Below are 12,357 nucleotides of genomic sequence, written 5' to 3'. Positions count from 1 at the left end.
CATTCACTCACGCCTGGCTTCGTTCGACGTCGCGGACGAATTCCAGCGCGGCAAGATTGAAGGCGTGGGGCTCTTCGATGTTGCTGAGGTGGCCCGCTCCAGGGATGATGGAGAACCTCGCCCCAGGGATGCGCCGCGCGATGTCCTCGCTGATGGGTGGTGGAGTCAATTTGTCGAGTTCGCCCACGACAACGTGGACTGGAACATCGATCTTGCTGAAGTCACCCGCGATGGGCTCGCGCAGAACCGCTTCCATCGTCTTCAGGTAATTCTCCGTGCGCAACTGCCCCATGGTTTCCATGGCCTGGTCGAGCGCCCGCTTCGATGCGTTTGGAGCAACGAGGGAACCGATCACCGCCGGGGCGATGTCGCGCGTCGTCTTCCCCGCGAGAAGTGGAGCGCGGCGCGACGCAAGGAACGCTTCGCGGTCCGCATCGGAGCGGTTCTCGAAAGTCATCTGCGTATCGCATAGCGTCAGGGAAGCGACGCGGTCGGGCGCCCTGAAATAGCAATGCTGAGCGATGCGGCCGCCCATGGAGAGGCCAATCAGATGTGCCTTCCTCGCGCCATAGAAGTCGATGATTCGCACAACGTCTGCGGCGAAATCCTCGAAGCGGCACGGTCCCTCGTAGTCGTCGGAGTGGCCGTATCCTCGGGCATCCCAGGCAACTGCGTGAAACTCGCCGGCGAAGGCTGGAATCTGTTCAATCCAGTTTTCCTTCCCGCCGCCGATACCGTGCATGAAAATGATGAGCGGGCCGCTTCCGGCGCCGATAAGCGCAATCCGCGGTGACGACGTGACGTATTCGACGCTCATCGGGCAGCCTCCGCAATGGCTGCGGCCGTTTCCTTCACTACGTACATTGCATGCTCCTGTTTCAGGACTGATGGGATAACATCACCCGCCCCGGAACCGGCGCACGCATGATGTTCCCAGTGTCGGATTCCGAGATAAAGTTGCGGTCCGGCGGCTTGGCGCGATGATGCCGCTGTGGTCAGCCGGATGCCGGGCCCGGTCTTGCGCTGAAACGAAATACACTCTGCGCCTGAGCCGCATCCGACGCGGCTATCGACACGCCCTGGCGACCCTGGCCGCCAGACAGCGGCTCGACAGCGAGATCCTCTTCTGAGTGCCTTTGCCAACTGCCCATGGCAAACCGCATTACGCTTGACCGACGCGACAGGTGATCCCGTACTCGACAAGGCGCGACAGAGTCCTCCCTGCAATCGCTTCGAGATCCGTCACATAGTCGGGTACGACGAGGATGATCCCGTCGAGATCGCCTTCGTCGACGACCTTTGCGATGCGACCGGCAAGCGACTCGTATGAGCCGATCATAGTCCACCGAGCGACAGAACTGCCGGTGCCATGACCGCCCCGCCCCTTCGATATCGTGCTGACATCTTTGGCGTTCGGATTCATCGCATAGCCCTGCGCAATATGGGCTTGTGCCTCCTGGTCAACACCAGCATCGAAGTGTGCCAGCCTGGCTCGGGCATCATCATCCGTATCGCCGGGAATCAACGTAAACAGACCATAGATCTTCAGATCGGACTTGCCCGCCGCCCCTGCAGTGGTGCGCGCGCTCTTGGCCGCAGCGATGTACTCTTGGCCCTCGCCGGTGGCGATGAAGGCGATATCACAGTTGTCGACCGCGAACTTCATCCCCCGCCCGGACGCTCCTGCATTGGCCAGAGGTGGCAGCCGCGACGGCTTCGGTCCCATGACTGCTTCATCCAATGCAAAGTGCCGGCCTTTATGCGATACGACACCCTCGCTCCAGAGGCGCTTGGCAACGGTGATCCACTCGTCAGCCAGATCGTACCGTTCATCATGGTCCAACCCATCTCGCCAGAGCCCGAGATGTGACAGATCGAGATAGTTTGCTCCTGTCACCAGGTTCAGCCCCACGCGGCCAGGGCCGATCTGGTCCAGCGTACCAATCATCTTGGCAATGGTGGCTGGCGGATAGACCGTCATATGGACGGTGCCGTACACCATGATCCTACTCGTCGCTTGCAGCAAAGCGGCCGAGAGCGTCAGCGATTCAAGCGAACGCATCCAGTATTCACTTGATCCTTGGTAACCGCGCCAGATCGCCGGGCTAAGCGCGAAATCGAATCCTAGCGCCTCAGCTTTCTTGACCACTGTCAGAACGCGCGGGTACGAAGCATCCTCCTCCTCGGGGGCGTTGCTAGAAACAACCCATCCGCGGTTGCCAACAGGGATGAATATTCCTGCGTCGATCATCCGCATTATTTTGCTCCACCGATGATCTTGGCATTTGGTCCGATCACGGCGTGCGGCGCGTAAGCTATGACATCTACCTCGACCAGCATCTCGGGCAGCATCAGGCCAGCGACATTGACCCCGGTGCTTGCCGGGCGATGATCGCCAAAGAATTCCATCCGCGTGTCGATGTATTTGTGCGCAGCTTCCAGATCACTCGCAGGCGTCGCTAGGTAGGTGGTCAACCTGATAATGTCGGTCAGGTCGCAGCCCACCACGGCCAGGACGCTCTGGATATTGGTGAAGATCTGACGGGTCTGCGCTTTGATGTCGCCATGCCCGACCACCTTGCCGTCATCGCTGCGTGCGGACACGCCGCTCAGAAAGAGGAAGTCACCCGCCTTTGCGATTTGGCTTTGCGGCACCTGAGTCCTGGGTGGCCGATTTTCCGATATAAATACAGCTTTGCTCATTGTCTTCCCTTCCTCGAATGACAGGCCAGCGAGACTGTTCCGAAGGCCCGGAGAGTACGGTCGTGTAGTGGCGGCGGGCGCGTGGTTCCCTGATCGTAGGCGGCGCTTGTCCCGCCGGTGCACTCGCCTCTAGGGAACAGGCTGACATGCCCGTTCACCTCGCCACCCACACCAATCTCACTCCCTGTGATCGGTCGAACGATGCCGCGCAGCATGCTGGAGTGTCCAATGCATTCATTCAAAGGAAACATCCGTGTTTGTAATGTACTTATTCCGTGCTACCCCTTTTCAATGATCGATCTTCGCCGCCTCAGGGCTTTCAGCGCTTGGATGCAGACCGGATCGGTATCAATGGCCGCGGAGCACCTTGGCTTGAGCCAGCCCGCGGTCAGTCGTCTGTTGCATGATCTGGCTGAAAGCCTGAAAATGGGGCTGTTCGTTCGGGAAGGGCGGCGCATCGTGCCGACATCCGATGCAATCGCCCTCTACAACGAAGTCGATATGATATTGGCTGGAATGACCCGGATTGACGAGATGTCGAAGGGTCTCCGGAATGACCAGCATCGCCAATTGCAGATCGCCTGCACGCCGGCCGCAGCCTTCGGCCTCTTGCCTGCAGCAATGAAGTCGTTCGTCGCTGAATTTCCCGACGTCGAGATCTCGATGGAAATGTCCATTCCGGGGGACCTGCGCGACTGGTCCGGACTGGGCAATTTCGACTTGGCGCTGTCGTTGATGCCGATGGCCTATCCAGACGCCATGATCAAACTCTTGGCGCGGGTGGAGGCGATCGCCGCTATGCCGAGCACGCATCCACTGGCGAAGAAGCAGATCATTACCCGTGATGACCTGAGCGACCAGCGCATCATTCTGCCCACCCGAAACACGCCGATCTACGCTCAGTGGCAGGCGGCACTACGAATCGACAAGCCGGCGCATGTGAAAAACTTCTATACCACCTCGGCGGTTTCCGCCTGCCAATGGGCGGAGGCTGGTGTAGGCGTTGCCGTCATCGATCTTTTTAACGGGGTTGCTTATGGCGACCGGCTTCAGTTCCGCCCATTGATGCCAGCCCTGATGGTCGAATACGTCGCGATGATTCCTAAGAACAAAAGGCGCTCCGTTGTCGTCGATCAGTTCATGGCGCATCTGCACGGCGCTGTTCGCACGTTGCAAGACGGTTGGGATTACAGCCAGCACCAGACATCAGTCGACTGAGAAGCCCAAAGTCTTCGCCTCTCCCCAATCACGGTCCATGTTGCCGCTTGGCAGCATGCGTCCCGCGCGCCGCGTGGACGTCCAGACACTCCAACCTGGTCAGACGCCTACGGGGGCAGGTGCATGACGTCCAAGCGGCTCATGATCGGGTGCAGCCGTGCCGCTGTCCTTCGGAGTCGGCTGACTACCCCGAGCTAGGTGGCTTTCATGCCAGACCCCGCACGGAATTCACTTGCGTGTCTAGTGGCTGGCCGCCAGAGCGGCGTTGACGGCTTGAACACCCTGACGGAAGGAGCCATAGCCGGCGCGACGGCCATCATCGGCGCCGACGACTGTGTGGCTGTGGTTGTCATACACGCCAGAACCACCAGCGCCCCGCAACTGTCGATCACCATCGACCACGATCCCAACCTCGGCCTAGTTGCCGACTGCGAGGTGCGAGCGCGCCCGAGATGGCCACCATCCGCGAGCGGGATGATACGCCTAGACACATAAGAAATGCGGATGCGTTTTTTGGATAAAAGCATTGGACCCGCTTATCTCGTTTCGTGGAAGGTATATCTGAAACTGTCGAGCAATGAGCGGCCCATGGCGGAGCTTGCAGATGACTAGCATGATGAACCAAGGTTCGACCGGGCGACCGGCAATTGCACTTATGCAACGTGCCACCCCGCATGGAATGGCAACGCTGCACGCCTGGCATGCCAGCAAAGCGAATTCGTCGAATGCTTGCGTTCTAGTGAAACAACGCTCGCTAACTATGGCTTCAGATGACTGGAAGCGTGCCGCACGCATGCCCGGACCTGGGGTCGACGATGGACAAGATCCTTGATGGAGCGCGCGTCCGGCGCATTCCCGCCGATGATCGTGCGTTTCCCTTCAATATCTATTCGAGGTTCGTTTGAACATGGGTAGGTCGCCACACTTCCAAGGCACGACAGTGGGCGCCAGAACCAAGTGCATTAGTGGGGTCGCTTTGAAAGACGTTGAAACAAGGTCGGGCGAGAGTGTTGTAATCGACGCAGTCAGCAAGACGTATCAAACTCGGAACCGCGCCTCGGTTGTGGCGCTGGCACCAAGTACGCTGTCGATCCGAGACGGCGAGTTCGTGAGCATCCTCGGGCCTAGTGGATGCGGCAAGACTACTCTGCTTAACCTCATTGCCGGGCTGCTCACGCCTACATCGGGGTCGATTGCGATCCACGGCTCGCCGGTCGCCGACCAAGCGTCGATTGGCTACGTATTTCAGCGTCCAGTCCTGCTGCCTTGGCGTCGTATCATCGACAACGTCCTCCTGCCTGCCGAGGTGCTTGGTCTTGAGCCAAGGGAGGAATACGCGGAGCGTGCGCGTCAGCTCCTGACCATGATCGGACTGCAGGGGTTCGAGAATGCTTACCCCGCGGAACTGTCGGGCGGCATGCAGCAGCGCGTCGCAATTGCACGTGCGCTGGCATTCGACTCGCCAGTGCTGCTGATGGATGAGCCGTTTGCGGCACTTGATGCCATGACCCGCGAAGACCTCAACCTGGAGCTCCAGCGCATATGGAAAGCGACCGGGCGAACGATGATCTTCGTCACCCACAACATCCCGGAGGCAATTCTATTGAGCGACCGTATCGTGGTCATGACGCCGCGTCCCGGGCGCATCCTGGAAGTGCTGGACGTAGATATTCCACGGCCCCGGTCGTTGTCAGTGATGGGACACCCACGCTTCGGAGAAATCGCTGATCATATCCGCTCGTTGTTTCCGGAGCGTCACGCTGGAGGTGAGGAATGACCATGGAAAACTTTGTCTCGTTCCTCTACGCGATCGGCGCATTTATCGCTTCGTTTCTACTTTGGGAGCTTGCGGTCGTCATTTTCGAGCCCGGCATCCTGCTGCCTGCGCCCACCCAGGTGCTGTTCGCGCTGATAAACGGGATAGATCTCTACCCACATCATCTCGCCATGACCATCTATGCGACGGTCGCCGGATTCCTGATCGCATTCGTGCTAGGCGTAGCCAGCGCCGCCGTTATCAGCGAAGTGCGCTTTCTCGAGCGCACTATCTACCCGATTCTGGTGGGCTTCCAGGCAATGCCGCGCATCGCGCTCGCGCCCGTCATCATCGTCTGGTGCGGATATGGCATTGAGTCGAAGATCGCCCTTGGGGCACTGTCCGCCTTCTTCCCCATCTTCCTGAATATGCTTCACGGATTGAAAATCGCCGACAATGAGCAGGTCGCGCTCATGCGCACGTTGCGTGCGACGCGCGTTCAGCTGTTCTGGAAAGTGAAGTTGCCGAGTTCGATGCCGTTCCTGCTTGCGGGCGCCAACATTGGCCTTTTGTTTTCGATGCTCGGTGTGATCGTCGGTGAGTTCTTGGGCTCAAACACCGGCATGGGCTACCTGATCGTCAACCAGAGTGCGCTGCTGGACACCGCGGGCGTCTTTGCGACCGCAATCATTCTCGCGATTGTCGGAACCATATTTCATTTCGGGGTCGAGTACGCCCGCCACAAGATTTTGTTCTGGGCGAGCCAAAGCGAGATTTCCGGCAGGGCAGCCTGAAAAGCCACCACTTAACAACAGGGGAACCCAAAATGACAATTAAATACATTCCGTTCGCCTTAACCCGGCGAAAACTGCTTGCCGCCGCAGCGGCCACGGCGACAACGCTGGCGATGCCGGCCATTGCGCAAACGCGCCGCAAGATCGGCATATCCTACGGTATTGCAACTCTCGATTCCTCCGCAGACGCAGTCTACGCGTCCATCCCGATCTCGTTCGGCTTCTACGCTGAAGAGGGCCTCGACGTCGAAATCATGCCGGTTGCAGGAGCCCAACTCGCGACCAACTTGATGGTTTCAGGACAAGCCTCCGCCATGGTTACGGGCGCAGGCGGCATCTTCGGCGGCCGTTCCAATGGCATACCGGTGGTGGGCTTCATGTGCCCCATTCCCGACAATTACCAGTCGGTCGCGGTGTTGAAGGATGGTCCCATCAAATCATTCGCGGATATGAAGGGCCAGACGATCGGGACGAACTCGCCGGCCTTGATTCCGACAATTGAGATGATCGTGCGGGCACAAGGGTGGGATCCGAAAGACGTTCCGGTTCTCGTCGTCGGTTCATCGCTGCCGGCGCTGGATGCTCTGCAGCGCGGGCGCGTGCAGGCTCTGTTTCTTTGGGATGCGGTATACGCTCTGTTCGAGACCAATGGAGCGCAGCTGAATTATTTCCTGCCCGAGCCGCTGCGGCGCATTGGTTACAGCCAAGCGAACAGCACGTTGGCCTCCACGGTGGAGAAGGAACCAGAGTTGATTGAAAAGATTGCGCGCGCGATGGCGAAGTCGATCGTGGTGATGGCAGCAGCCGAGCCAGCGGAATTGACGAAACTGCATTTCCAGACGTTCCCAGCGTCGCGTCCGAACGGCTTGAGCGAACAGCACCTGATCGATCTCGACGGCCGGCGCCTTGCCGCGCGCAAGCAATTTATGCGTCTGCAGCAACGCGTGTTCGACCGAACCGAAAAGATCGGCGACGTCTCCGACGAGGCGATAGAATTTGCTGCCACCGTGATGTTCGAGGGCAAAGCGATCAAGGAAGTGTTGCCGGCCTCGGCCTACTTTACCCGGCAATTCGTCCCCGCCATGAATGACTTCGATGTCGCCCCAATCATAGCACGTGCGCGAGCATTCCGTGCGTAAATGGATCGATGCGCCCCTCTCCGTTTACATCGGAGAGGGGGTGTTATTTGCTCTGGTGCAGCATTTCGAGCGTGTGGTGACGCGCCGTAAATTGCTGCAAGTAGTCTGGGACTGGCCCGCGTCGATGGCGATGGGATTCGAACGCTAAAGGGCAAGATTGACATAAACGGTCCCGTTCGAGCCGAGACCGTTATTAATTGCGTATAGGCCCGTTGCGGGACGGGCTTCAAATCTCCACGGTTAGCAAGTGTCGATCTCGGTCAAAACCTGCCCCCGCGAGGCGGCGCACCGTCTCCTGGAAATTCGCGGTCAGGCGGGCACTGTCAACGCGGCCAAGCTTGATGTCGTCATCGATGGCGATGCCGCCAAGCGTATCCCATGCCAGTGCTGTCTGGTCGGCTGGGACCGCCGCAACGAGCCTGATCAGCTCGTCTATCGCCTCCCGTTCCCAAACCGTCCCCGGCGGCAGATGCGTAAGGCTCGAGCAGCTACGAAATACCCTCGCGATCGGCGCCTGGGGTCCCGAGGGAGGGGCACCTGGTCGCGATTCACCGGACGAAGCATATGGCCGCCGCATCGAAACGGAACGGTCCTCGACTGTCACGTCTTCAGCGGTATTCGCGCCAATGCAGACGGTCAGATGATGACCGGCATCAGCCAGTTGTTCCTCAACCGCCACAATGACGCACCACACAAAGGTCGGGCAGCCTCACACCGCACGCCCGACCCACACGACCCGCGACAGAGGACGGCCTATCACGACACTCCCGCTCACGCCAAATATCGGCCGACACCGAGGTGGTTGACGTCGATGTCAGGGCGCGCTCCCGAAATGATGTCGGCCAGGACACGTCCCGAACCGCAGGCCATCGTCCAGCCAAGCGTGCCGTGTCCGGTGTTGAGGTAGAGGCCGGCAACGGGCGTGTTCCCTATGATCGGCGGACCGTCAGGTGTCATTGGCCGCAGGCCCGACCAGAAGGTCACGTCTTTCCATCTGCCGCCGCCATCGAACAAATCCTTTACGGAATGCTCAAGTGGCGCCCGGCGCGACAGGCGTAGCGACCTGTCATAGCCTGCGATCTCCGCCGTGCCGCCGGCGCGGATCCGGTCGCCGAGGCGCGTGATCGCGATCTTGTAGGTTTCATCCATGACAGTGGAGACCGGGGCACATGACTCGTCCGCGATCGGCACCGTCAATGAGTACCCCTTCACCGGATAGACCGGGATGCGGATGCCGAGTGGGTTCAGAAGCTGGGGGGAATAGCTGCCGAGCGCCACAACTACGGCGTCGGACCGGATTTCTCCCCGGTCGGTGCGGACGCCCAGAACCCGGCCGCCCTCATGTATCAGCTCTTTGATGGTCACGCCGTAGCGGAAGTCGACCGCCGGGCTTGCCATTTCCGCCAGCCGTTCGGTGAAGAGGCGGCAATCCCCGGTCTCGTCGCCAGGAAGTCGCAAGCCGCCCACGAACTTTTCCGGCACCCGCCCCAGCGCCGGTTCCGCAATGGTGCAGCCCGCCCGGTCAAGAACTTCGAAGGCAACCCCGAACTGCTTCAGAACCTCGACGTCGTTGCCGATCCCGTTCAACTGGTGATGCGTACGGAACAGTTGCAGCGTGCCCTGCGCGCGTTCGTCATAGGCGATACCGGTGGATGCGCGCAGGTCGCGCAGGCAATCGCGGCTGTATTCCGCGATCGGCACCATCCGCGCCTTGTTGATCGCGTAACGAGAGGACGTGCAGTTTCGCAGCAGCTTCAGGAGCCATGACAATGTCGCCGGATCCAACGTGGGGCGGATCGCCAGCGGGCCGTGTTTCATCAAAAGCCACTTCAGTGCCTTTAGGGGCACGCCGGGGCCGGCCCAGGGAGACGCGTAGCCGGGCGACACCTCCCCTGCATTGGCGTAGCTTGTTTCGAGAGCGGGGCCGGACTGCCGGTCTACGACAGTAACCTCGTGTCCGGCCTGGGCCAGATACCACGCCGAGGTCACCCCGATAACGCCGCTGCCAAGAACGAGAACTCTCATGCTCGCCCCCCGGAAAACAAGGGCGTAATGCTCTGAATAATACTGGAAAACCAAAATCTCATCATGCATCTCCACCGGGGCCGGCGGAGCGGACCCGTAATCAAAACCGAATTTTAGGCTTGGTTAGATTTCCGGCCCCCGGTCGACGGCCTTGCGGCCGCGCCAGGGCTAAATGCATGCGATGAGGCTGCCCGCGTGGTTCATGAAACGCGCGCGGGTCCTCGATTGGGCATTGCTTGTTGTCTGGGCCAAAGGCATGTGCTCATTCCGAACAGATGAAGTACCTATGATCTTTGACGTTTATGTTCAACGACGAACCGCTGAGTGCTGCAGTCGAACTTCCAGATCCCGTCGCTCGCTACGATCCGACGCGGACCGGCTACGAACATCTGGCCACGATTGCGGCAAGCCACGCCTTATCGCCACCGCCGGGCAGGGCGCGAACTGGGCGATAGGCTCTCCCCTCGGACTTCCGTCCGCAAGTTCTTACAAATCTCTTCACCACGCATTTCGGATCGCAGGTTGCTCCCCCGGGATATGGCGAAGCTGGCTATTCTGGCGGTCGTTCACAACAAGGAACGATTGTCGGGTTTCGGGGCGGAGCTCGCCGGAGTTGCCCAACGATCGCGGCAATCACATCTGCGTTCGGATGGACAACAAGACGGCTTTGGCGCGCTGTTGGGATAACGCGCAAGAACATGCTGCTAACCAATGAGAGTTGGCAGTTGGCCATTGCTTCGAAGGGCTCCCAGGAGCAAGGCGGCCGCTGCATCGACATTGACGTGCGGCTTTTCCCTCATGGGCAGTGCGAACCAGAGGGCTAGTGGGCGGAAGAAATCGCTGTCCACTGCATCCGCCACCTGCGCTTGGACGATTTGCTGTCCATCAGTCGACAGCGCCAGGATAACCCGCTGCCTCTCAGCAAACATAACGCTGGCAAGCCGCTGAATCTGCGTGTCGTGGTCGACCCTAATATCAAACTCAATGACGCCCCCGGTCTTTGTCGCAAGGGCATCGAGAATGCTTGCAAGGCTGGTGGTCGCTGCGTCTGTTCCTCGAAGCACCAACTCAACCAAAAGGGGCTCTAACTCGTGCGCGTTCATTCGCTCAGTTTGACCAAATACGGCGAAAATGTGCAATGTAGCAAGAAGGTCGCAGCAAACGCAAAAATCCCGCCATCGAATGAAAAATGACGAGCTGTAATGGCAAACCGTGAGCATGAAGGAGTCTCGGTTCTGGCGCGCTTGCCGATACGCGGCAGTTCACCAACGACAAGCCCGGCCTGAAGGCGCTTCTGCGCTGGATGTCGAACCAGGGTGTGGCGCCTGTCCGGATCGTCTTCGAGGCGACCGGCGCCTACCATCGTCGCCCCATGCCCGGCCGAGCGGGCCGGGAATACCCTCCCTGTTCAGATCAACGGCGATGGCCCTCGGGCTCTTGCCGGACGCGAACTCGCGGAAGATGCGGCGCACGACCTCCGCTTCTTCGAGGACAATCTCCCGGTCGCCCCGGATCGGCTCGCCCTCGGCGTCGAACTTCTTTATGACGCGGTAGCCGTAGCACAGCCCTCCCCCAGCTTTGCCCTTCTCCACCCTGCCCCGCAGGCCGCGCCGCGTCTTGTCGGCAAGGTCTTTAAGGAACAACGCGTTCATCGTGCCTTTCAGGCCGACATGCAGTTCGCTGATCTCACCTTCGGCCAAAGTGACGATAGTGACGCCCGCGAATTTCAGATGCTTGTAGAGCGTCGCCACGTCCGCCTGGTCGCGGCTGATCCGGTCCAGCGCATCGGCTAGGAGAATGTTGAACGCGCCATGCTGGGGATCGCGCACCAGCCACTGGATACCCGGTCGCAGGACCGTGCTTGATCCCGATATGGCCGCGTCCTCATAAGAACCGACGATCTCCCATCGCTCCGGCTGCGCGTATTCGCGACACAGCCGGAACTGATCCTCGATCGACGCCTCGCGCTGGTTGTCGGACGAAAAACGGGCATAGTGCAGCGCGGGTCATGAGTTCAGTCCTTTTTTCGTCGGCCAGCTACCGCGACAATGCGGGCTGAACATCGGTGAGCGCAAAGTCGTCGCCCACATACAGAAGCGGGGCCGAATGCCGTTTGGCGAGGGCATAAGCGAAGCAGTCGCCGAGGTTCAGGCCGCCCCGCGTGCCAAACCCCTTGCCATAGTCCAGACGCGCCCTGACGGCGGTACGCGCGAGGTTCTCATCCGTAGGAGCGATCGCGATGCGGAAGTCGGACAGAAATGCATCCAGGTCGGCAATCGCTTCGTGCCGGTCCCCGTCCTTGATCCTGCCTGCCATGACAGTGCCGGCCTCGACATAGTTCACCGCCGAGATGAGACGCGAAGTGTCCGTTCGGAAAGCGGCCATGCAATCAGCCGCTTCCGCCTCCTCGAACATGATCGCGATGATGGCGGACGCATCGACGATCATCATCGCGGGAAACCAAGCTCCTCAGGCGTGTCGCCGACCGCTTCATCCCACTCCTGTTTCGTGACCGGGCGACGGTCATAGCGGCCGGCGCGTGCGCGAACGAAAGCCTTCATGCGCGAAACGTAGTCGCTTTGCGCTTCCTGCTCGACGCGCAATCTTTCCAGCCGCTCGCGCATTGCCTGGGTGATGGCGTCCGTCATGGTTTCGCCAGTCAGGCGGGACAACTCGCGGGCCAGCCGATCCGCTTCTTCGGTCTTGATGCTCAAGGCCATAT

Annotated in this window: 12 protein-coding genes and 1 pseudogene; 4 read left to right on the top strand and 9 right to left on the bottom strand. The window is 59.9% G+C overall.

What is annotated here, in order from left to right:
* Window positions 1-7: 7 nt before the first annotated feature.
* From AAFN55_RS25020 to AAFN55_RS25010, 3 genes are all read right to left on the bottom strand, one after another.
* The gene (locus AAFN55_RS25020) at window positions 8-817 is read right to left on the bottom strand and encodes an alpha/beta fold hydrolase (RefSeq protein WP_347801714.1); all 810 of its coding nucleotides are present in this window, start codon (window positions 815-817) and stop codon (window positions 8-10) included.
* 345 nt (window positions 818-1,162) lie between these two features.
* Window positions 1,163-2,257: an LLM class flavin-dependent oxidoreductase gene (locus AAFN55_RS25015; protein WP_347801713.1), complete on the bottom strand. Its 1,095-nt coding sequence runs from the start codon at window positions 2,255-2,257 to the stop codon at window positions 1,163-1,165.
* Window positions 2,257-2,703: a RidA family protein gene (locus tag AAFN55_RS25010; RefSeq protein ID WP_347801712.1), complete on the bottom strand. Its 447-nt coding sequence runs from the start codon at window positions 2,701-2,703 to the stop codon at window positions 2,257-2,259. The genes AAFN55_RS25015 and AAFN55_RS25010 overlap by 1 nt, the downstream gene beginning before the upstream one ends.
* Before the next feature lie 228 nt (window positions 2,704-2,931).
* On the opposite strand from AAFN55_RS25010, the gene AAFN55_RS25005 reads away from it, so the two are divergent.
* The 4 genes from AAFN55_RS25005 (at window position 2,932) to AAFN55_RS24990 (ending at window position 7,610) form a co-directional block, all read left to right on the top strand.
* Window positions 2,932-3,921, top strand: a complete 990-nt coding sequence (locus AAFN55_RS25005; RefSeq protein WP_347801711.1) for a LysR substrate-binding domain-containing protein — start codon at window positions 2,932-2,934, stop codon at window positions 3,919-3,921.
* A 976-nt stretch (window positions 3,922-4,897) separates the two neighbouring features.
* On the top strand, window positions 4,898-5,698 hold the full coding sequence (locus tag AAFN55_RS25000) for an ABC transporter ATP-binding protein (protein ID WP_347801710.1): 801 nt from the start codon (window positions 4,898-4,900) through the stop codon (window positions 5,696-5,698).
* Window positions 5,695-6,471 (top strand): ABC transporter permease, encoded by a 777-nt coding sequence (locus tag AAFN55_RS24995; RefSeq protein WP_347801709.1) that lies wholly within the window; start codon window positions 5,695-5,697, stop codon window positions 6,469-6,471. The genes AAFN55_RS25000 and AAFN55_RS24995 overlap by 4 nt, the downstream gene beginning before the upstream one ends.
* 32 nt (window positions 6,472-6,503) lie before the next feature.
* Window positions 6,504-7,610: an ABC transporter substrate-binding protein gene (locus AAFN55_RS24990; protein WP_347801708.1), complete on the top strand. Its 1,107-nt coding sequence runs from the start codon at window positions 6,504-6,506 to the stop codon at window positions 7,608-7,610.
* 226 nt (window positions 7,611-7,836) lie between these two features.
* Here the strand turns inward: AAFN55_RS24990 and AAFN55_RS24985 are convergent, their stop codons facing one another.
* From AAFN55_RS24985 to AAFN55_RS24960, 6 genes and pseudogenes are all read right to left on the bottom strand, one after another.
* Window positions 7,837-8,289 (bottom strand): hypothetical protein, encoded by a 453-nt coding sequence (locus tag AAFN55_RS24985; protein WP_347801707.1) that lies wholly within the window; start codon window positions 8,287-8,289, stop codon window positions 7,837-7,839.
* A gap of 92 nt (window positions 8,290-8,381) precedes the next feature.
* Window positions 8,382-9,704 carry a D-amino acid dehydrogenase gene (locus AAFN55_RS24980; RefSeq protein ID WP_347801706.1) on the bottom strand — a complete coding sequence of 441 codons (1,323 nt, stop codon included), beginning with the start codon at window positions 9,702-9,704 and terminating at the stop codon, window positions 8,382-8,384.
* A gap of 635 nt (window positions 9,705-10,339) precedes the next feature.
* The gene (locus AAFN55_RS24975) at window positions 10,340-10,855 is read right to left on the bottom strand and encodes a hypothetical protein (protein WP_347801705.1); all 516 of its coding nucleotides are present in this window, start codon (window positions 10,853-10,855) and stop codon (window positions 10,340-10,342) included.
* Window positions 10,856-11,002: 147 nt separating this feature from the next.
* Window positions 11,003-11,635 (bottom strand): annotated as a pseudogene (locus AAFN55_RS24970) (recombinase family protein); the annotation flags it as partial.
* A gap of 37 nt (window positions 11,636-11,672) precedes the next feature.
* Window positions 11,673-12,086 (bottom strand): type II toxin-antitoxin system VapC family toxin, encoded by a 414-nt coding sequence (locus tag AAFN55_RS24965; protein WP_347801704.1) that lies wholly within the window; start codon window positions 12,084-12,086, stop codon window positions 11,673-11,675.
* Window positions 12,083-12,355, bottom strand: a complete 273-nt coding sequence (locus tag AAFN55_RS24960) for a type II toxin-antitoxin system VapB family antitoxin (RefSeq protein WP_347801703.1) — start codon at window positions 12,353-12,355, stop codon at window positions 12,083-12,085. Before AAFN55_RS24960 ends, AAFN55_RS24965 begins: the two co-directional genes overlap by 4 nt.
* Window positions 12,356-12,357 lie beyond the last annotated feature (2 nt).

This window comes from Mesorhizobium sp. CAU 1732 (genome assembly GCF_039888675.1).
In the GTDB taxonomy this organism is placed as follows: domain Bacteria; phylum Pseudomonadota; class Alphaproteobacteria; order Rhizobiales; family Rhizobiaceae; genus Aerobium.
This window is presented reverse-complemented; position numbering and strand designations above follow the sequence as displayed.

What these genes read in the sequence shown, in the direction of transcription:
- AAFN55_RS24995 (WP_347801709.1), top strand. Translation starts at nt 5,695, where the DNA reads ATGACCATGGAAAACTTTGTCTCGTTCCTCTACGCGATCGGCGCATTT.
- AAFN55_RS25015 (WP_347801713.1), bottom strand. Translation starts at nt 2,257, where the DNA reads ATGCGGATGATCGACGCAGGAATATTCATCCCTGTTGGCAACCGCGGA.
- AAFN55_RS25010 (WP_347801712.1), bottom strand. Translation starts at nt 2,703, where the DNA reads ATGAGCAAAGCTGTATTTATATCGGAAAATCGGCCACCCAGGACTCAG.
- AAFN55_RS25020 (WP_347801714.1), bottom strand. Translation starts at nt 817, where the DNA reads ATGAGCGTCGAATACGTCACGTCGTCACCGCGGATTGCGCTTATCGGC.
- AAFN55_RS24965 (WP_347801704.1), bottom strand. Translation starts at nt 12,086, where the DNA reads ATGATGATCGTCGATGCGTCCGCCATCATCGCGATCATGTTCGAGGAG.
- AAFN55_RS24980 (WP_347801706.1), bottom strand. Translation starts at nt 9,704, where the DNA reads ATGCATGATGAGATTTTGGTTTTCCAGTATTATTCAGAGCATTACGCC.
- AAFN55_RS24960 (WP_347801703.1), bottom strand. Translation starts at nt 12,355, where the DNA reads ATGGCCTTGAGCATCAAGACCGAAGAAGCGGATCGGCTGGCCCGCGAG.
- AAFN55_RS24990 (WP_347801708.1), top strand. Translation starts at nt 6,504, where the DNA reads ATGACAATTAAATACATTCCGTTCGCCTTAACCCGGCGAAAACTGCTT.
- AAFN55_RS24975 (WP_347801705.1), bottom strand. Translation starts at nt 10,855, where the DNA reads ATGCTCACGGTTTGCCATTACAGCTCGTCATTTTTCATTCGATGGCGG.
- AAFN55_RS25005 (WP_347801711.1), top strand. Translation starts at nt 2,932, where the DNA reads ATGCATTCATTCAAAGGAAACATCCGTGTTTGTAATGTACTTATTCCG.